Raw genomic sequence first — 19,029 nt, forward strand, 5'->3', positions numbered from 1 at the left:
CACGTTGTCGGCTACGTCTCCAAGATTAACGACCGCGATGTGGCGCGCCTCGATAAAGAGGGCAAATGGCCGAACTACGCCGCGACGCACGATATCGGCAAGCTCGGCATCGAAAGCTACTACGAAGATGTGCTGCACGGCATTACCGGCTATGAAGAGGTCGAGGTGAACAACCGCGGCCGCGTGATCCGCCAGCTGCATGAGCAGTCGCCGCAGGCGGGACGCGACATCTGGCTGACCATCGATCTTAAGCTTCAGCAATATATCGAAACGCTGCTGGCCGGCAGCCGCGCCGCGGTGGTGGTCAGCGATCCGCGCACCGGCGAGATCCTGGCGATGGTCTCCACACCCAGTTACGATCCGAATCTTTTTGTCGACGGCATTTCAGGTAAAGATTATCGCGCGCTGCTTAACGACGAAAACCGTCCGCTCTATAACCGCGCCATTCAGGCCTCTTATCCGCCTGCCTCGACGGTGAAACCCTATGTGGCGGTCTCCGCGCTTAGCGCTGGCGTAATCAACCGCAACACCAGCCTGTTCGACCCAGGCTGGTGGCAACTGCCTGGCTCGGAAAAGCGCTACCGCGACTGGAAAAAATGGGGCCACGGCCGCCTTAACGTGACCAAATCGCTGGAGGAGTCGGCGGATACCTTCTTCTATCAGGTGGCGTATGACATGGGCATCGATCGCCTGTCGGAGTGGATGAACAAATTCGGCTACGGCCACCGCACCGGCATCGATTTGCCGCAGGAGAGCGCTGGCAATATGCCGACGCGCGAATGGAAGATGAAACGCTTTAAAAAGCCGTGGTATCAGGGCGACACCATCCCGGTCGGTATCGGCCAGGGCTACTGGACCGCGACGCCGCTGCAGATGAACAAGGCGCTGATGATCCTGATTAACGACGGCGTGATAAAAGTGCCGCACCTGCTGCGCGCCACGCGCGAGGGACGCACCATGGTGCCATGGCGTCAGCCGCCGGGCGAGCCGATTGGCGATGTTCACTCCGGCTACTGGGAGATCGCTAAAGACGGTATGTATGGCGTGGCGAACCGCGCCAACGGCACAGCGCATAAAAGCTTTGCCGACGCGCCCTATAAAATCGCCGCCAAGTCCGGTACCGCGCAGGTCTTTGGTCTGAAAGAGAACGAAACCTATAACGCGCACAAGATTGCCGAGCGTCTGCGCGATCACAAGCTGATGACCGCGTTCGCTCCCTATGATAAACCGCGCGTCGCCGTCACGATGATTCTGGAGAACGGCGGCGCAGGCCCGGCGGTCGGTACGGTGATGAGACAGATTCTCGACCACATTATGCTGGGCGACAACAATACGGCTCTGCCGGACGCGGCTCCTACCCCGCCCGGCTATGAAGGTGAATAACGATGTCGATGAACGATAGTCCGCAGAAAAGATCGATCTGGACGCGTATCCACATCGACCCGCTGTTTATGCTGGTGATTCTGGCGCTGCTCGCTTACAGCGCTATTGTGATCTGGAGCGCCAGCGGACAGGATCCGGGCATGATGGAGCGTAAAATCGGCCAGATTGCGATGGGTCTGGTGATGATGCTGGTTCTGGCGCAGGTGCCGCCGCGCGTCTATGAGGGCTGGGCACCCTATCTCTATATTATCTGCGTGATACTGCTGATTGCGGTAGACGCCTTCGGCCATATCAGTAAAGGGGCGCAGCGCTGGCTCGACCTCGGCGTGGTGCGCTTTCAGCCTTCGGAGATCGCCAAAATCGCTGTGCCGCTGATGGTGGCGCGCTTTATCAACCGCGACGTTTGTCCGCCGACGTTAAAGAATACCGGCATCGCGCTGATCCTGATTTTTATGCCGACGCTGCTGGTCGCGGCGCAGCCTGACCTCGGCACCGCCATTTTGATTGCCGCCTCCGGGCTGTTCGTGCTGTTTCTTTCCGGCATGAGCTGGAAGCTGATTGGCGTGGCGGTGCTGCTGGTAGCAGCCTTTATTCCCGTACTCTGGTTCTTTCTGATGCATGACTATCAGCGCGACCGCGTGATGATGCTGCTCGATCCCGAAAGCGATCCGCTTGGCGCGGGCTACCATATTATTCAGTCCAAAATCGCTATCGGCTCTGGCGGGCTGCGCGGCAAGGGGTGGCTACACGGCACCCAGTCACAGCTGGAGTTTTTGCCGGAGCGCCATACCGACTTTATCTTCGCCGTCCTCGCCGAGGAGCTGGGCCTGGTGGGCGTGCTGATCCTGCTGGTGCTCTATCTGCTGCTGATCCTGCGCGGCCTGGTGATCGCCGCGCGCGCTCAGACCACCTTTGGCCGCGTGATGGCGGGCGGATTAATGTTGATTTTGTTCGTTTATGTTTTCGTTAATATCGGCATGGTAAGTGGTATCTTACCGGTGGTTGGCGTACCTCTGCCGCTGGTCAGCTACGGCGGCTCGGCGCTCATCGTGCTTATGGCGGGATTTGGCATTGTGATGTCGATCCATACTCACAGAAAAATGTTATCTAAAAGCGTTTAAGAGGCTGCACATGCGTAAGGAATGGCCTGCCGTTGCTCTGGCACTACTGGTTTTGACCGCCTGTACTACCACACCGGAATCGCAAAACACCGCGCCACCGCAACCGGCCTATAATGGCCCGGTAGTGGAGATTCCGGGCGTTGAACCGAAATATGAGCCCATTAATCCCGGCACCAGCCAGGATTACAGCGCGAACGGCAAGTCTTACCGTATCGTCAAAGATCCCTCTAACTTCAGCGAAGTGGGATTAGCCACCTGGTACGGCGACGAGGCGCAGGGCAAGCGCACCGCAACAGGCGAAAGCTACGATCCCGACGCGCTGAGCGCAGCGCATCCTACGCTGCCGTTGCCCAGCTATGTGCGTGTGACCAACCTCGCCAATGGTCGCCAGATCGTGGTGCGCGTCAACGATCGCGGCCCTTATATGCCGGGACGCATTATCGATCTGTCGCGCGCGGCGGGCGATCGTCTTAACATCACCAATAATACCCGCGTGCGCGTGGATTACATTAAGGTCGCGCCCGACGGCACGCTCTCCGGGCCCGGCACTATCGGCACCACCGTGGCGAAGCAGAGCTATGCCCTGCCCGCCCGGCCCGATCTCGGCGGCAATAGCGTGATGAACGGCGCCAGCGAACCTGCCGCCGCGCCGGTGCCTGCGCAGGATATTCGCGCCGTAGACAACAGCACGCTGCAGGGCGATGGCAATATGGGCGCGCCCGTCCGCAGCAGCGGCTTCCTCGGTGCGCCTCAGCCGCTGCCGAACGGCGTGCTGGAGAGTAGCGAGCCTGAACCGCAGCCTGTCGCCGCTCCCGCTGCCGCCGTAGCTGCGGCGCCTGCCGCCAGCAGCGCGACCGCACAGCCAGCTGGCAGCTTCGTGGTGCAGGTTGGCGCGATTAACGACGCTGCGCGCGCGCAGCAGATGGCGCAAAGCCTGGGACAGAAGTATGGCGTGCGCGGCACCGTCGAGGATGCAGGCAACAACGTTTATCGCATTCAGCTCGGCAGTTTTAAAAACCGCGCCGACGCCGCTGCGCTGCAGCAGCGCCTGAGCGCTAATGGCCAGGCTTCATTTATCACCAGCGCGCGTCGCTGAGCCGCCGCCGCGCTGGACATCTCTGTTAACAACAGAATGCCGAAGCAAGATGCCTGTAAAACAGGCATTTGCTATGATGAGCCACTTTTTTTTAACCTTAACTCACGGATGTTGTAGTCCATAACATGAACACGCTGAAACCCTCTCGTTTCCTGAAACGCCTGACAGTGGGATCACTGGTCGCTTTCTCGCTCAGCCACGTAGCCTTTGCTGATGACGTCAACCTCAAAACGATGATCCCGGGCGTGCCGGATATCGATGCCGAAGCCTATGTGCTGATCGACTACAACTCGGGTAAGGTACTGGCCGAGAAGAACGCTGACGCCCGTCGCGATCCCGCCAGCCTGACCAAAATGATGACCAGCTATGTGATTGGTCAGGCGGTCAAAGCGGGCAAGATCCATCAGGACGATGTCGTTACCGTCGGCAAAGACGCATGGGCGACCGGTAACCCGGTATTCAAAGGCTCGTCGCTGATGTTCCTGAAGCCTGGCGATCGCGTACCGGTTTCGCAGCTGACGCGCGGCATCGTGCTGCAGTCCGGCAACGACGCCTGCGTGGCAATGGCAGATTATGTCGCCGGCAGCCAGGACGCCTTTGTCGGCCTGATGAACAACTACGTCAAGGCGCTGGGCCTGCAGAACACCCATTTCCAGACGGTGCATGGCCTGGATGCGGACGGACAGTACAGCTCGGCGCGCGATATGGCGCTGATCGGTCAGGCGCTGATCCGCGACGTGCCGGACGAATATTCAGTTTATAAAGAGAAAGAGTTCACCTTTAACAATATCCGCCAGACTAACCGTAACGGTTTGCTGTGGGATACCAGCCTTAACGTAGACGGCATCAAAACCGGCCATACGGAAGCGGCAGGCTATAACATCGTCTCTTCCGCGACCGAAGGCCAGATGCGTCTGATCTCAGCCGTACTGGGCGGTCGTACCTTTAAAGGACGCGAAGTAGAGAGCAAAAAACTGCTCACCTGGGGTTTCCGCTTCTTTGAAACCGTGGCGCCGCTGAAGGCGGGCAAAGAGTTCGCTTCTGAGCCGGTCTGGTTCGGCAACAGCGATCGCGTACAGCTGGGCGTAGAGAAAGACGCCTACCTGACGATTCCGCGCGGCCGTATGAAAGATCTGAAAGCGAGCTATGTGCTGAACAACACTGAACTGCACGCCCCGCTGCAGAAAAACCAGGTTGTAGGCAGCATCAACTTCCAGCTCGACGGCAAAACCGTGGAACAGCGTCCGCTGGTGGTGCTGAACGAAGTACAGGAAGGCGGTTTCTTCAGCCGTATCATCGATTACATCAAACTGATGTTCCACCACTGGTTCGGCTAAGCGGCCTGGCGGTTGAAAAATCGCCACGTCGTCGCCATAACTACGTTATGATAATGCTCCCGCTTCGGCGGGAGCCTGTTTTTTATGCACCGGAGTCAATATGAAAACCAAACTGAATGAACTGCTCGAATTCCCTACCCCTTTTACCTATAAAGTGATGGGTCTGGCGCAACCGGAGCTGGTTGATCAAGTGGTTGAAGTGGTGCAACGCCATGCGCCCGGCGATTACTCGCCCGACGTAAAGCCAAGCAGCAAAGGCAACTACCACTCGGTGTCGATCACCATTAACGCCACGCATATCGAACAGGTGGAAACCCTGTATGAAGAGCTGGGCAATATCGATATCGTGCGCATGGTGCTGTAAGTGCCGGCGTCGGCAAAGGGTCTTGGTCTTGCCCTTTGCCGACGTTATACTCAGCTTTTCTTCCTGAACCGGACCGCCGTTTTGTCAGCAGATACGCTTCTTATCCGCAAGCTGGGCCAGCGCGACTGGCAACCCGTCTCCGATGCCATGCATCAGTTCACCGATCGCCGTAACAGCGACAGCCGCGACGAAGTCTGGCTGGTAGAGCATCACGCCGTATTCACCCAGGGCCAGGCAGGCAAGGCCGAGCATCTGCTGATGCCGGGCGATATCCCGGTCGTGCAGAGCGATCGCGGCGGCCAGGTGACCTATCACGGCCCAGGCCAGCAGGTGATGTACGTGCTGATTGACGTAAAGCGCCGCAAGATCGGCGTGCGTCAGCTGGTTACCGCGCTGGAAGAGACGGTCATTAATACGCTGGCGCATTTCGGCGTCGAGGCGCGCGCGCGTCCCGATGCGCCAGGCGTCTATGTCGGCGAAGAGAAAATTTGCTCGCTCGGCCTGCGTATTCGCAAAGGCTGCTCGTTTCACGGCCTGGCGCTCAACGTGGCGATGGATTTAACGCCCTTTCTGCGCATCAATCCCTGCGGCTATGCCGGAATGCGAATGACGCAGCTCAGCGCCTTTCAGCCTGGCGTCACGCCTGAAGACGTACAGCCGCTGCTGGTCGCGGCCCTCGCGCGCCTGCTGGGCTTTACGGAAGTCGAGTGGCTGGCGGCAGAAAACGCGCCGCTGCCTTAACCGCGCATGCGAATTTACAAAATTGTAACTTTTCCCGCCGCTCTACGGCTGCTTATGCCAGGCGGAACTGATATAATTTTTGAAATTTTATCAAATAAAGTTGAAAGCTTTACCGCTGGCCTGAAGCCGAAAGCTCTCATTACGCAATCCGACCGGAACCTGCAGACTTATGAGTAAACCAATTCAGATGGAACGCGGCGTCAAATATCGTGACGCAGATAAAATGGCGCTGATCCCGGTGAAAACCGTCGTGACTGAACGCCAGGAGCTGTTACGCAAGCCCGAATGGATGAAAATCAAGCTGCCTGCGGATTCCAGCCGAATCCAGGGCATCAAAGCGGCGATGCGTAAAAACGGCCTGCACTCCGTATGTGAAGAGGCCTCCTGCCCTAACCTGGCTGAATGCTTCAACCACGGCACCGCGACGTTTATGATCCTCGGCGCCATCTGTACCCGCCGCTGCCCGTTCTGCGATGTGGCGCACGGTCGTCCTAATGCGCCGGACGCTGGCGAGCCGCTGAAGCTGGCACAGACCATCGCTGATATGGCGCTGCGCTATGTGGTTATCACCTCAGTAGACCGCGACGATCTGCGAGACGGCGGCGCGCAGCACTTCGCCGATTGCATTACGGCTATCCGCGAAAAGAGCCCGTCGATTAAAATCGAAACGCTGGTGCCCGATTTCCGCGGTCGTATGGATCGCGCGCTGGAGATCCTCAACGCCACGCCGCCAGACGTCTTCAACCACAACCTGGAGAACGTGCCGCGCGTCTACCGTCAGGTACGTCCGGGCGCGAACTATGAGTGGTCGCTGAAGCTGCTGGAGCGTTTTAAAGAAGCGCACCCGGAGATCCCGACTAAATCGGGTCTGATGGTAGGTCTGGGCGAAACCAATGCGGAAATTATCGAAGTCATGCGCGACCTGCGCCGTCACGGCGTCACCATGCTGACGCTGGGCCAGTATCTGCAGCCGAGCCGCCACCACTTGCCGGTTCAGCGTTACGTCAGCCCTGCCGAGTTCGATGAAATGAAAGAAGAAGCGCTGGCGATGGGCTTTACCCATGCCGCATGCGGTCCCTTTGTACGCTCTTCCTACCATGCGGATATGCAGGCGAAAGGCCTGGAAGTGAAATAAACCGGGCGGCTTTATCCCGCGCAATAAAAAACCAGACGTTAAAAGGTCTGGTTTTTTTATGTCCGTGAGAAATAAATAGTTACATCTATTCTCTGGCAGTCAGCTTTTACTCTTTATGAGTAACGCGCTCTGCCGGAACATCTTCAGCCGTTGTTTTGGTTGCGGTGGGTTCTTCATCTTTCATGGCTTTTTTGAAGCCTTTGATTGCGGAGCCCAGATCGCCACCCAGTGAACGTAACTTGTTGGTGCCAAAAAGCAGTACGATGAGCGCACCGATGATCAGCAGTTTGGCAATACTGATACCTTCCATACTTTACCTTTCAACCTAAGCGAAAAATGAACAGTGCTATTTACGCGCAGAACGGCGCCAACCTCAACTAGATTCTGTAACAGAGTAAGATCGTATACGCCTCGTTAAAGGAAACGGCTCAGAAACGCCTGCGTGCGCGGATGCTGCGGTCGGGCGATCACCTGTTCGGGCGGGCCCTGCTCCACGACTACGCCGCCATCCATAAACACCACCCGATCGGCCGCTTCGCGGGCGAAACCTATCTCATGGGTCACTACGATCATGGTCAGTCCCTGATCCGCCAGCGTACGCATGGTGGCCAGCACTTCGCCCACCAGCTCCGGGTCAAGCGCTGAAGTCGGCTCGTCAAACAGCATCAGCGTTGGCTTAATTGCCAGCGCGCGGGCGATCGCCACGCGTTGCTGCTGGCCGCCGGAAAGATGGCGCGGCCAGGCGTCTGCTTTATCGCTCAGCCCGACCGTCGCCAGCAGCGAGCGCGCGCTGGCGATCGCCTCGTGACGCGGAAACTTATGCACACCTGTCGGCGCCTCGATAATATTCTGCAGCACCGTCAGATGGGGATAGAGATTGAACTGCTGAAACACCATGCCGATCTTCTGCCGCTGCTGCGCAATCTTGCGCGGCGAGAGGCGATGCAGAACGCCCTTTTTCAGCTCGTAACCAATCTGCTGGTCGCCTACCATAATCGAGCCGCCATCCATATCTTCCAGATGGTTAATGCAGCGCAGAAAGGTGGACTTTCCCGATCCGGACGGGCCGAGGATCACCACCACTTCTCCGGGATAGACATCAAGATCTATCCCCTTCAGCACCGCATTGTGACCGTAACTTTTCTGAACGTTACGCGCGCTAACCAGGGGCGCGACAGTACTCATAGGTCCTCCTTTTGCAGCAGACGTGCGTCAGAGAGCGGCGTGGCTGAACGGGATTTTGCCACCTCTACCGTGCGGCGCGTGCCGCGCGCATAGTAGCGTTCTATCGCCGACTGGCCGACGTTAAGGATTGAGGTAATCAGCAGATACCAGAGCACCGCCACCATCAGCATCGGAATAATTTCAAAGGTGCGGTTATAGATCGCCTGCACTGAATAGAGCAGATCGCCCATGGCGATAACGCTCACCAGCGAAGTCGCTTTGATCATACTGATAAGCTGGTTGCCGCTGGGGGGAATAATGGCGCGCATCGCCTGCGGAATAATGATGCGCCGCAGCGCGCGGCTGCGACTCATGCCGAAGGCCTGCGTGGTCTCCACCTGGCCGTTATCTACCGACAGCAGACCGGCGCGGATAATCTCCGCCATATAGGCGGCTTCGTTCAGCGCCAGTCCAGCGATGGCCGCCGTCAGCGGCGTGATCAGGTCGTTGGTGTTCCAGCTGGCCCAGGTGATGGAGGTCCAGGGCAGCGTCAGGGAAATGGTCGGAAACAGCGTCGACAGGTTGTACCAGAATATCAGCTGCACCAGCAGAGGCGTGCCGCGAAAGAACCAGATATAAAGGCTGGCGATGGAACTCAGCAGGCGGTTCTGCGACAGACGCCACACCGCCAGCAACAGCCCCAGCGCGGTGCCGAGGATCATCGAGACGACGGTTAAACCGAGCGTGATCTCCAGTCCTTTCAGCACCGAGGCCTCGGTAAACCACTGCAGTACCACCTTCCATTCAAAGTTTGGGTTAGTCGCCACCAGCCAGAGGAAATCAGAGGCGACAATCAGCGCCACAATCCAGGAGACCCAGCGTCCCCAGGCGGGCGCGCTGCGAGCGAACGCCACGTCGCGCTGCTGCACGTCGGCCTTATCCCTGGCTCGTGTATCCTGGGTCATTGGACTCATTTTGCCGCCCCTTTCGCCAGGTTCAGACCCGGCGCGCTAATCATATTGCCGTCCAGCTTCCACTTTTTCATAATGGCGGCGTAGGTGCCGTTCTGGTAGAGCACCTGATAGCCATCCAGCACTACCTGCCCCAGCGGCGATCCTTTCGGCACTACCGTCCCCTGATAGATATCACCAAAGCCGTTTTTTTGCCCTTTGCCCGCCAGCTCAAGCTGGCCGCTGGCCTGTTCGATGAACCAGGTCAGCGGCGCCTGCGAAGAGAAAAAGGCGTCAGAGCGCTTCGAGCGTACGGCAAGAATAGAGGAGGGCTGGTCGGTAAAAGACTGCACAACTACGGCTGGCTTGCCTGCCGCCACGCACGCCTCCGACTGTTTGCGGATCACCTGCTCTGCCGAGCCTGCCGCCATCACCGCAATGCGTTTGCCGCAGGTATCTTCCAGCCCGTTAATCTTCTGCGGATTCCCCTTCTGCACCCCGAACACCACGAACTCCTGTACGAAGTCGATAAAGTCTACTTTCTGCTGGCGATCCGGGTAGTCGCCTATCGGGCCGATCGCCAGCTGGTAGCGTCCGGAGTTAATGCCAGAGAGTACGCCCGAAAGACCACTGACCGTCGCGTGTTCGATTTTTACCCCCAGCAGCTGGCTCAGCGCCGTGGTCAGGTCGGCGGAGGCACCGTCCATCGCATGCGGGCCATTGACAATTTCATAAGGCGGGAAGGATCCGTTGTTGACAGAAATCATCTTGCCCGCCTGCTTAATGGCGTCGGGCAGACGGTCATGCAGCGCCTGGTCGACCTTTTGCGTCGGGATAGCCTCGTCGGCATGGGCCAGCGAGGCGCTCAGGCCAAGCGCCAGCAGGATGGCGATTGCACTCTTTTTCACGATGGTTTCTCCCAGGCGTTGTTATTCTTTTTTAAGTTCCGGGCGGGCAAAGCGGCGGTTCTCAAGAACCGGCAGTACGCTGCGCGCATAGGCGATGCGTTGCGGATCGAGGTCGGCAAAGACCAGCGCGGCTGATTCCGGTGCTTTGGCGATGGCGACACCAAGCGGATCGATCGTCAGGCTGTTGCCGATGTTGCGCGGGCCGCACTCGCCCACCGCCACCATATAGCAGGTGTTTTCCAGCGCACGCGCCGTGGTGAGCAGCTCCCAGTGCATCTCTTTCAGCGGGCCTTTCACCCAGGCGGCGGGAAGCACCAGCACCTCAGCGCCGTCAAGCGCCAGACGCCGCGCCAGCTCCGGGAAGCGCACGTCATAGCAGGTCATCAGCCCTACCTTCATGCCCGCCACCTCAATTAGCGGAGGAATAACATGGCCGGGATTAACGCGCTGTGACTCCTGCATAGCGAAGGCGTCATACAGATGCAGCTTTTCATAGGCGGCGATGATTTCGCCATTGCGCAGCGCAACCAGCACGTTCAGCGCTTTATCGCCCTCGGTCGGTACATGAATGCTCATCATAGTGGTGAGTGTACTACCCTGGCTTTTCGCCAGCAGCTGCGTCAGAAAAGGGCCATCCAGCGGCTGGGCGGCCTTCAGCACCAGATCCGGATCGGCAATATCGCGCGCCAGCACCCCTTCCGGCAGCACCAGCAGATCGGCACCGCCTGCTTCGGCGCGCGCCATCAGATCGAGGCAAACAGCCGCGTTTTCCTGCCATTCGCGGCTGACCGCAAACTGTCCCATCGCTACTTTCATCATACTTTCCCCTTACTGGCCGCCGGGAAGATCGCTTCCGGCGTCAGGCGCGTTTTCGTCAGACCCTGTTGATAAAGCTCACCGGCAAAGTCCGCTATCATCTTCTTGTTAACCTCAAATCCGTTCTGATTCCAGCTGGCGGGCAATTCCTGCGCGGTGCGTCGCAAATCATCCAGCAGCCAGGGCGTGGTGTCGGCGTACTTCTCTCGCTTTTTCATCCAGATCTGCCATGAGCGGTCGATAATCTCGCTGAGCGCCTGCGGCAGCCAGGGAAAAGCCTCGGCCAGCGCGGGCTTGAGAGCCAGGATATGGATGCCCGGCACATAGCCGACCCGGTTGAAATAGTCGCGCTCGGCCTGCCAGAAATTGGCCTGAAGCTGGCGCAGCCCTGAACCGGGCAGGAAAAAGCCTTCCGGCATAAAAGGCGTAAATATGGCGTCCAGCTCCCCCGTCCGCAGCAGATCCAGCAATGGCCGCTCATTCGGCGCGGCTTCGATGCGCCCAGGACGACCAAATCCCGCCAGACGATCGACGATCGGGTACGCTTCCGTAAGGCGACCGGCAAACCAGTATGCATCCTCGATCTCCACCCCTGCTTCACGCAGTACGGCGCGCGTCCAGGTATTGCCGGAGTCCTGCCAGCCGGTGACGCCGATGCGCTTGCCTTTAAGCTGCGCGGGCGTAGTGAGCGGGCTGTCATCGGTGGTGATAATGCAGCGCTGGCGAAAGCCGCGCATCAGGAAGTGCGGCAGTCCCAGCAGGCCGGTTTCGCCACGGGCGCGCCCCTGCGCATAGCGGCTGAAAGAGACTTCTCCGCCGTCATAATCCGGGCTGTCGGCCAGGTTATCGACCAGCGTGCCGACGCGATCGATAACCAGCTGAAACGCCTCCGACGTGATATCGCCCAGTGCCAGCGGCGTAAAGTAATCCCAGTCGCGCACGGCCAGTCTGACGATTAATTTGCTCATATTTGCCCCGTTGGCAGGTCACTCTGCCGTTGCGATGATTTATTCACCAAATAGTGCTTGAATTTGATACTAATTCGGGAATACTTATCTGAACAATCATTAATTTGTTACTGAACAAAGTTTTTTCTTATGACGCAAACGGTAGATATTAACTGGCTAAGCGAGCAAATAAACGATGCGTCTGTGAAAGGCATCGCGCTGGCGGCCTCTACGCTAATCCGCGAAGGCAAAATTGCGGTGGGTATGCAGATGCCCGCGGTGCGCGAGCTGGCGGAAAAGTTGGGCGTCAGTCCGGCGACGGTGTCGGCGGCCTGGGGACAGCTTAAAAAGCAGAAGGTGCTGGCGGGCAAAGGGCGCAGCGGCGTCTGGGTATCCGGCAATACGGTGATGCCGCGCCCGATTCGCTTTGAAAAAATTGGCAACTACGGCGATAACATCCGCGCCGATCTGGCGATGGCCTCGCCTGATCCAGCGCTGCTGCCCGATCTTCAACCCGCTCTGCTGACCGCGCTGCAGTCGCCGCATCTCAACAGCTATTTACGCGAGGCGATTTCGCCCGTACTGCTTTCAGCCATACGGCCGCGCTGGCCCTATTTAGCCGAAGCGTTTCTGGCGACGGATGGCGGTTTCGATGCGATGAATCTGGTGGTGCAGACGCTGGTATCGCCGGGCGATCGCGTGGTTATTGAAGATCCAACTGCAACGCGTCTGCTGGATATGCTCGACAATGTCGGTGCGGAAATCCTGCCGCTGGCCTGCGACGATGAGGGACCGCTGCCGGACAGGCTCGCCGCGCTGCTGCAGAAGTCGCCGGTCATGGTGATCTATCAGCCGCGCACCCACTCCGCCACCGGCAACAGCATTAGCGTCGCGCGTCGGGCTGCGCTGGCGCAGACGCTGGCGCAGAGTGCTACGTTGATTGTCGAAGATGACGGCATTGGCGATCTGTCCGCGACCGCGGCATGGAGTCTTGGCTCTGTTTTCCCTGACCGTACCCTTCACGTTCGCTCGTTTTCCAAAGCCTATGGCCCAGATCTTCGGCTGGCGGTGCTCTCCTCCACTGCCGAGATGGTGCGGCGTATTCAGGCCTGGCGCAATTTCGGCGTCAGCTGGACCAGCCGGATTTTGCAGGACAGCGTTGCATGGCTGCTGCAGGATGCCGCCACGCAGGAGAAGATCGCCGTAGCGCAGACGCAATATCGCCTGCGCCGGGAAATGATGCTGTCGGCGCTGGCGGCACGCGGACTGAATCTGCCGATGCGCGACGGGCTAAGTATTTGCATACCGGTGGCGTCAGAGCAATATGCCATGATCACCCTGGCGGCGCGGGGCATTGCCGTGTTGCCAGGAGAACGCTGCCGGCTGGGGCCGTCGCAGTTTATCCGCGTCAGCATCGCCTGCCTGCAGGAGGCACAGGTGGAGATGCTGGCCAGCGCGCTGGCTATTGCTGCCGGACGTGAGCTGAGGCTCAGCTCAGACCTTTAATATGGTAGCGCGGCGACTCGACATAGCCTTCGCGCATGTAAAACTGATTCGCCTTTAAGCGCGATGCGTGACAGTGCACTTCCATGCGATCGCATCCGCGCTGCGCCGCCATCGCTTCGGCGTGCTGTAACAGCTGCTGCCCAACCCCCTTGCTGCGCTCCCCTTCAGCGATGCAAAAGTAGCTGATGCGAGCGAAGTCGCCCGCCAGCGCCAGCTGCGGAATAAAATGCATCGACAGGAATCCCAGCACCTGCGTCCCATGCTCCGCCACCAGCAGCATTTCGTCGGGGTCGCTGCTGAGCTGGGCAAGGCGCTTATCGATAAAGCTTTCAGTGCCGCCGTAGCCTAATTCCGCCAGCAGCGCGCTGAGCGCAAAGCTGTCTTTCGCCTGTGCCAGACGTATGTTCATCCTGTCTCCTCAAGTAGATAGAACTGCCGCTCTGTTATATAGCGTAGGCGGGAAAAAAGCTGCAAGTAAGGGTTGTTATAATAATGTTACAAGGCTTTTATGTGACTGACGCCGCAGATTCGTTAAGCAGAGCAATCTGTCACAGAAGATTAAGGCTGCGTTAATCTTTCCCTGCGAATCTGAAGCTGTGAGCCTGGTCGGGAGAGAACGCCATGAAAATGATGATACCGCGAAGCCTGGAGGAAGCGATGGCGCTGTTGCTGGCGCTGGGTAGCGTAGTGGGCGGCTTGTACAGCTTTTTGCAGGCATAAAAAAACCCGCCATGCGGCGGGTTTTTGAAATTCTGACTGTTAACTTACAGGCTGATAACGTTAGCAGCAGATGGGCCTTTGGCGCCTTCGGTGATTTCAAACTCTACGCGCTGACCTTCAGCCAGAGTTTTAAAACCGTTGCTCTGGATAGCAGAGAAGTGTACGAACACGTCTTTGCTGCCATCTTCTGGAGTAATGAAACCGAATCCTTTGGATTCATTAAACCACTTAACGTTACCTTTAATCTTGGACATCTATATTACCTTTACATGAAAAATGGACACTAAACTGTGTCGGCGTCTAGTACAGCAATTGCAGTGACATTTGTCCAGTGAGAATTGATGAAAAAGTGATAAATATCGCCTTTTTTCTCTTACTCCCGCTTTCCTGCCACCATCAAAAATTTAAAACTGAAACCTCAGCCAGGCGAAGAAGACGTTGCCGTTGTTGTAAGTCCCTGGAATATAGGTCATCTGAAAATTCAGCGGGCCATATCCCACCGAAGCCAACGGCAGCAGCGCAGGGACAGGGATATAATTCCAGTTATGACGCGCCGTCACGCCTGCGGTATAGCCTGCCCCCAGATGAAAGCGCTGGTCGCTTAACGGACGCCAGGTCGCTTCCCAGCCATAGCCGCTAAAAGGCTCCCACTTATTAAACGAATCTTTAAACGCCATCAGATAGAGGCCGTGCCAGTTGCCTTTTTCGTCATAACGGGAGATCCCCCCGCCCGCGCCCCAGGGCCGCTCATTGTAGCGATTGATATGCTCGTCGTCGTAGGTCCAGCGGTTATGCCAGGTAATGGCAGGCAGATAAAAATCTTTATTCTGCGGCTGCTCCCAGGTCTGCTGCACATTATTGCTGAAGGTGTTCCAGCCGCTTTCAACGCTCTGCGTCAGGGTCGCGGCATGGAGTGAAAAGGAGAAAATAAACGCAGAGCACGTTCCGGCAACGGGGCTCAAAAAAGACCGGTTCACAACTGTTTTCCTGTACAAATCGACGGCGGTTTGCCCGGCTTGCTCCTTTCAGGTCGCGCGCATCGTGGGTGAGTAAAATCCTGTGTCATAGACGCAATTATGCTCAACCGAAACCAAACACAGGCAAAACAGCAAGAGAAAACGCGTGTTTTCTGGCGCATCAGCCAGGCTGTTAACAACTATTCAATGCCTTTTCAGGTGGATTCCGGCATGCCGCAGCGCCCCAAAATCACTTATCTTAACAATAACGCTCAGCAACAGTTAAAAAGTTAACCATACCTCCCAAAAGATAACGCGCATTAATTGTTTAGGATTTTTGATAAATAAAAGGGCGGGGTTTGTTAGAATAGCGCCTGTTCGTTTCAGGCAATGAGAGCATTGATATGGTGATGAAGATTCGCTGCACCGCCTGCGGCAGCGCAAAGTTTACTTTTACCGATGATCCTTCCGCAGAACCAGCGCTTCATGGCGCACGCTGCGCCAGCTGCAACAAGCGCCTGACCGCGCAAGATTTGTTGCCGAATACGCCGATTGATCCCATTACGCGCTGTCTGGTTTCGCAGATGAAAAAGAAGGATACGAGCAAGGGCACCTGAGCGGTGCCCCCGTTGATTCAGAAGATTAACTTAAATACACCAGTCAGCGTCAGTAACCCTACGATGAAGATAATGGCGATAATCCACAAAATTATTTTCATATCCATATTCCTTTGCCAGTAAAAAACCTTACAGGATAAGAGTATAGCTTATCGCTGCGTTTTTGCCGGTCTGCCCGCCGCTGCGGCTGATGCCCGCGCTTTCCAGAAAAGCCCGATCTATTTCTGCGACGCCGGTCGCAGCAGTTGCTTTTTTGACCACCTCGCGCTTCGTTTTGACCTTTGCGACCCGCTAAACTTTTAGCGGCAAAGGCAGGCCTCTGCGAGAACCAACGTAAGTCGAGCAACAAGGAGACATTATGAGTACGATTAATACCAGTATGGGACGCTACAGCCTTAAAGCGAAAAATGCGGGCGATCATATTAAAGGATCTTTCGCTATCAATGATGAAGGCGGCACGCAGCTCACCATGCAAGAGTTTGATGAGCACTATCTGGATGATGTCGTCAACAACGTGATCTACCCCGTTACCGGCGGTAATCGCGACATTACGCGCGCGCTGCGTGAGCAAATGGTGAAAGCCGGTTTTGAACAGCCGCATTGACGCTCGCCCTGGGCCACACCCTGTGGCCCTTCTCTTCTGCTGAACGCTCTACACTTGCCGTTGCCGTTTTTTGGTCGCAGGATGCGGTTGTACCCATAAAAAGGAGAAACGAAGGTGAGTGAACTCTATCGTATCAATGCCGCGCGGCTGCACCAGTTTGTGCAGGCGATCTGGCTGCATGCCGGCAGCGAATCTGACGAGGCGCGCCTGGTGGCGGATCATCTGGTGGCGGCGAATCTGGCCGGACACGATTCCCACGGCGTCGGCATGATCCCCAGCTATATGACCTCGTTCAGTCAGGGGCATCTGCAGCTTAATCAGCATCCGGTGCTGGAGAAAGATGCAGGCGCGGTGCTGACTTTTCACGCCCGTTCCGGCTTTGGCCAGGTAGCCGCTTTTGAGGCGATGCAGCAAGGCATTGCGCGTGCGAGACAGTCAGGCATCGCCGCGGTCGGCCTGCACCATTCACATCATATTGGCCGAATCGGTCACTGGGCAGAGCAGTGCGCGGCGGCAGGTTTTATCTCATTCCATTTCGTCAATGTGATGGGCGATCCGATGGTGGCACCGTTCGGCGGCAGCGATCGCCGTTTCGGCACGAATCCATTCTGTGCCATCTTTCCGCGCCGTAACGCCAGCCCGCTTTTGCTCGATTTTGCCACCAGCGGCATCGCCTTTGGCAAAACGCGCGTCGCCTACAATAAAGGGGTCGACGTGCCGCCTGGCTATCTGATCGATCATCAGGGCAAGCCTACCGAACACCCTGCCGTCATGCATGAAGCGCCCTACGGCTCGCTGCTGCCGTTTGGCCTGCATAAAGGCTACGCCCTGGCGACCCTGTGTGAGATCCTCGGCGGCGCGCTCTCCGGCGGGCGAACCACCCATGACGAAACGGTGCTCGCCAGCCATGATGCAATCTATAACTGCATGACCACCATTATCCTTAACCCGGACGCGTTCAACGCGCCGGCGATGCAGGAAGAGGCGGAAGCCTTTCTTGAGTGGGTGAAGCGGTCGCCGCAGAGCGGCAGCGAGCCGATACAGGTACCAGGGGAATGGGAAGAGGCGAATCGCGCGCTGCGCGAGCGTGACGGGATCCCACTGGACGCCAACAGCTGGCAGCAAATTTGCGCGGCGGCGAAACAGGCAGGCATGCCTGAAGAGGAGCTGGCCGCGTTTCGCGCGCTGGCCAGCTAAGGCTATCCGCCGGGCAGCGCGCCCGGCGGCTGGTTTTAAATCACATACGACAGCAGCATACAGCCCACCAGACCGCACACAGAAATAATGGTTTCCAGCGCGGACCAGGAACGGATGGTTTCGCCAATTGTCAGGTTAAAATACTCTTTAAACAGCCAGAAGCCGGGATCGTTGACGTGGGAGAAAATAACGCTGCCCGAGCCGACCGCAATAACCATCAGTTCCGGGCTGGCGCCGCTGCTGGCGATCAGCGGCGCGACAATGCCGCCCGCGGTGATCGCCGCCACGGTGGCGGATCCCAGGGCAATACGCAACACGGCGGCAATTGACCAGGCCATAAAGATCGGCGAGACATTGCTCTCCTGCATCATCGCGGCAATATATTTATCAACGCCGCTGTCCACCAGCACCTGCTTGAACGCCCCGCCGCCGCCGATAATCAGCAGCATCATAGCGATGATTTTTATCGAGTCGGTAATGGTGCCCATTACCTCATCCATGCTGCGCCCGCGGTTCAGGCCGAAAGTGAAAATCGCAATCAGCACCGCAATCAGCGTCGCCATCACCGGATCGCCAAAAAACTCCGCATAAGGCAGCAGCGCATGCCCTTTCGGCAACGCCATTTCCGCCAGCGCACGCAGCGCCATCAGCACCACCGGCACCAGCGCGGTCCAGACGCTGACGCCGAAGCCCGGCATCTCCTCTTCGCTGAAAGTTTTCGGGTTATAGAGCCCTTCCGGAATGGGCTTATCGATGCTTTTCAGAAAGCGGGCGTAAACCGGTCCGGCAAGAATCACCGTTGGGATGCCGAGCAGCGTGCCCCACAGCAGGGTTTTGCCCATATCGGCGTTGAACAAGGTGGCAATCGCCGTCGGGCCGGGGTGCGGCGGCAGGAAACCGTGTGTCACTGACAGGGCGGCCGCCATCGGCACGCCGACGAAGAGCAGCGGCACGCGCGCAGACGCGGCGATGCTAAAGACCAGCGGCAGCATCAGCACGAATCCCACTTCATAGAAGAGCGCGAAGCCAACGGTAAAACCGGTCAGCACCAGCGCCCACTGGATATGCTGTTTGCCGAACTTCTCAATCAGCGTCGTGGCGATGCGCTGCGCGCCGCCGCAGTCAGCCAGCAGCTTGCCGAGCATGGCGCCAAATCCCATGATGAGCGCCAGGCTGCCGAGCGTGCCGCCGACGCCGTTTTTAATTGAAAGGATGACTTTATTGACCGGCATGCCCTGCATCATGCCAACCACCAGCGCCACCAGAATCAGCGCGATGAATCCATTGAGTTTGAAGCGAATCATCAGCAGCAGCAGCAATGCTACCCCGATCGCCACAATAAGTAATGGCATAGCTTTTCTCCACCTTACTGACCGGCCAGCGCCAGCAGCATATTGTTATCATGGGTCCGAATCGGACGTTGGGTACGGCATCGAAAAAATGGTTTACAGTCTGACATAACTGTTA

General features: G+C 57.6%; 22 protein-coding genes. 12 read left to right on the forward strand and 10 right to left on the reverse strand.

Annotated elements, in window-relative coordinates; genetic code table 11:
• From mrdA to lipA, 7 genes are all read left to right on the forward strand, one after another.
• Nucleotides 1-1,383, forward strand: a 1,383-nt coding sequence (mrdA, locus tag B3797_RS17220; protein ID WP_311791704.1) for a peptidoglycan DD-transpeptidase MrdA, incomplete at its 5' end; no start/stop codon positions are given.
• Nucleotides 1,384-1,391: 8 nt separating this feature from the next.
• Nucleotides 1,392-2,504, forward strand: coding sequence for a peptidoglycan glycosyltransferase MrdB (gene mrdB, locus B3797_RS17225; protein WP_048783134.1), 1,113 nt, complete (start codon nucleotides 1,392-1,394; stop codon nucleotides 2,502-2,504).
• 10 nt (nucleotides 2,505-2,514) lie between these two features.
• A complete protein-coding gene (gene rlpA / locus B3797_RS17230) occupies nucleotides 2,515-3,600 on the forward strand; it encodes an endolytic peptidoglycan transglycosylase RlpA (RefSeq protein WP_311791705.1) in 1,086 nt (361 codons plus the stop codon).
• Nucleotides 3,601-3,725: 125 nt separating this feature from the next.
• On the forward strand, nucleotides 3,726-4,937 hold the full coding sequence (gene dacA, locus B3797_RS17235; RefSeq protein ID WP_120451386.1) for a D-alanyl-D-alanine carboxypeptidase DacA: 1,212 nt from the start codon (nucleotides 3,726-3,728) through the stop codon (nucleotides 4,935-4,937).
• 100 nt (nucleotides 4,938-5,037) lie between these two features.
• Nucleotides 5,038-5,301, forward strand: coding sequence for a DUF493 family protein YbeD (gene ybeD / locus B3797_RS17240; RefSeq protein WP_033751835.1), 264 nt, complete (start codon nucleotides 5,038-5,040; stop codon nucleotides 5,299-5,301).
• Between the two features lie 81 nt (nucleotides 5,302-5,382).
• The gene (gene lipB / locus B3797_RS17245) at nucleotides 5,383-6,042 is read left to right on the forward strand and encodes a lipoyl(octanoyl) transferase LipB (RefSeq protein ID WP_311791706.1); all 660 of its coding nucleotides are present in this window, start codon (nucleotides 5,383-5,385) and stop codon (nucleotides 6,040-6,042) included.
• 169 nt (nucleotides 6,043-6,211) lie between these two features.
• Entirely contained in the window at nucleotides 6,212-7,177 is a 966-nt protein-coding gene (gene lipA / locus B3797_RS17250; protein WP_120451382.1) for a lipoyl synthase, read from the forward strand.
• Between the two features lie 106 nt (nucleotides 7,178-7,283).
• On the opposite strand, the gene tatE is transcribed toward lipA, so the two are convergent.
• The 6 genes from tatE to B3797_RS17280 all read right to left on the reverse strand — a co-directional run bounded on the left by tatE (nucleotide 7,284) and on the right by B3797_RS17280 (nucleotide 11,983).
• Nucleotides 7,284-7,487, reverse strand: a complete 204-nt coding sequence (gene tatE, locus B3797_RS17255) for a twin-arginine translocase subunit TatE (protein WP_033751842.1) — start codon at nucleotides 7,485-7,487, stop codon at nucleotides 7,284-7,286.
• A gap of 104 nt (nucleotides 7,488-7,591) precedes the next feature.
• Nucleotides 7,592-8,362 (reverse strand): amino acid ABC transporter ATP-binding protein, encoded by a 771-nt coding sequence (locus B3797_RS17260; RefSeq protein ID WP_311791707.1) that lies wholly within the window; start codon nucleotides 8,360-8,362, stop codon nucleotides 7,592-7,594.
• On the reverse strand, nucleotides 8,359-9,315 hold the full coding sequence (locus B3797_RS17265; protein ID WP_311791708.1) for an amino acid ABC transporter permease: 957 nt from the start codon (nucleotides 9,313-9,315) through the stop codon (nucleotides 8,359-8,361). The genes B3797_RS17260 and B3797_RS17265 overlap by 4 nt, the downstream gene beginning before the upstream one ends.
• Nucleotides 9,312-10,199: an ABC transporter substrate-binding protein gene (locus B3797_RS17270; RefSeq protein WP_311791709.1), complete on the reverse strand. Its 888-nt coding sequence runs from the start codon at nucleotides 10,197-10,199 to the stop codon at nucleotides 9,312-9,314. The genes B3797_RS17265 and B3797_RS17270 overlap by 4 nt, the downstream gene beginning before the upstream one ends.
• 21 nt (nucleotides 10,200-10,220) lie before the next feature.
• The gene (locus tag B3797_RS17275) at nucleotides 10,221-11,015 is read right to left on the reverse strand and encodes a deaminated glutathione amidase (protein ID WP_311791853.1); all 795 of its coding nucleotides are present in this window, start codon (nucleotides 11,013-11,015) and stop codon (nucleotides 10,221-10,223) included.
• Complete coding sequence (locus B3797_RS17280; RefSeq protein WP_311791710.1) at nucleotides 11,015-11,983, reverse strand: nitrate ABC transporter substrate-binding protein; 969 nt, start codon at nucleotides 11,981-11,983, stop codon at nucleotides 11,015-11,017. The genes B3797_RS17275 and B3797_RS17280 overlap by 1 nt, the downstream gene beginning before the upstream one ends.
• Nucleotides 11,984-12,112: 129 nt before the next feature.
• Here B3797_RS17280 and B3797_RS17285 point away from each other — a divergent pair, with 129 nt between their 5' ends.
• Nucleotides 12,113-13,468 (forward strand): aminotransferase class I/II-fold pyridoxal phosphate-dependent enzyme, encoded by a 1,356-nt coding sequence (locus B3797_RS17285; protein WP_311791711.1) that lies wholly within the window; start codon nucleotides 12,113-12,115, stop codon nucleotides 13,466-13,468.
• On the opposite strand, the gene B3797_RS17290 is transcribed toward B3797_RS17285, so the two are convergent.
• The 3 genes from B3797_RS17290 to pagP all read right to left on the reverse strand — a co-directional run bounded on the left by B3797_RS17290 (nucleotide 13,452) and on the right by pagP (nucleotide 15,165).
• Nucleotides 13,452-13,877, reverse strand: coding sequence for a GNAT family N-acetyltransferase (locus B3797_RS17290; RefSeq protein WP_311782014.1), 426 nt, complete (start codon nucleotides 13,875-13,877; stop codon nucleotides 13,452-13,454). The genes B3797_RS17285 and B3797_RS17290 overlap by 17 nt on opposite strands.
• Nucleotides 13,878-14,232: 355 nt before the next feature.
• Entirely contained in the window at nucleotides 14,233-14,442 is a 210-nt protein-coding gene (cspE, locus tag B3797_RS17295; RefSeq protein WP_033751857.1) for a transcription antiterminator/RNA stability regulator CspE, read from the reverse strand.
• A 150-nt stretch (nucleotides 14,443-14,592) separates the two neighbouring features.
• Nucleotides 14,593-15,165 carry a lipid IV(A) palmitoyltransferase PagP gene (gene pagP / locus B3797_RS17300; RefSeq protein WP_409373214.1) on the reverse strand — a complete coding sequence of 191 codons (573 nt, stop codon included), beginning with the start codon at nucleotides 15,163-15,165 and terminating at the stop codon, nucleotides 14,593-14,595.
• A 99-nt stretch (nucleotides 15,166-15,264) separates the two neighbouring features.
• On the opposite strand from pagP, the gene B3797_RS17305 reads away from it, so the two are divergent.
• From B3797_RS17305 to B3797_RS17320, 4 genes are all read left to right on the forward strand, one after another.
• On the forward strand, nucleotides 15,265-15,438 hold the full coding sequence (locus tag B3797_RS17305) for a hypothetical protein (protein WP_311791712.1): 174 nt from the start codon (nucleotides 15,265-15,267) through the stop codon (nucleotides 15,436-15,438).
• Between the two features lie 110 nt (nucleotides 15,439-15,548).
• Nucleotides 15,549-15,761 carry an ECs_2282 family putative zinc-binding protein gene (locus B3797_RS17310; RefSeq protein ID WP_120451377.1) on the forward strand — a complete coding sequence of 71 codons (213 nt, stop codon included), beginning with the start codon at nucleotides 15,549-15,551 and terminating at the stop codon, nucleotides 15,759-15,761.
• A 358-nt stretch (nucleotides 15,762-16,119) separates the two neighbouring features.
• Complete coding sequence (locus B3797_RS17315; RefSeq protein WP_311791713.1) at nucleotides 16,120-16,365, forward strand: hypothetical protein; 246 nt, start codon at nucleotides 16,120-16,122, stop codon at nucleotides 16,363-16,365.
• Nucleotides 16,366-16,479: 114 nt separating this feature from the next.
• Nucleotides 16,480-17,562 (forward strand): malate/lactate/ureidoglycolate dehydrogenase, encoded by a 1,083-nt coding sequence (locus tag B3797_RS17320; protein ID WP_311782017.1) that lies wholly within the window; start codon nucleotides 16,480-16,482, stop codon nucleotides 17,560-17,562.
• Nucleotides 17,563-17,597: 35 nt separating this feature from the next.
• Here the strand turns inward: B3797_RS17320 and gntT are convergent, their stop codons facing one another.
• Nucleotides 17,598-18,914, reverse strand: a complete 1,317-nt coding sequence (gene gntT / locus B3797_RS17325) for a gluconate transporter (RefSeq protein WP_120451372.1) — start codon at nucleotides 18,912-18,914, stop codon at nucleotides 17,598-17,600.
• Nucleotides 18,915-19,029: the final 115 nt, after the last annotated feature.

The sequence above is a fragment of the Pantoea sp. UBA5923 genome (assembly GCF_002431095.1).
Lineage (GTDB): Bacteria > Pseudomonadota > Gammaproteobacteria > Enterobacterales > Enterobacteriaceae > Pantoea > Pantoea piersonii.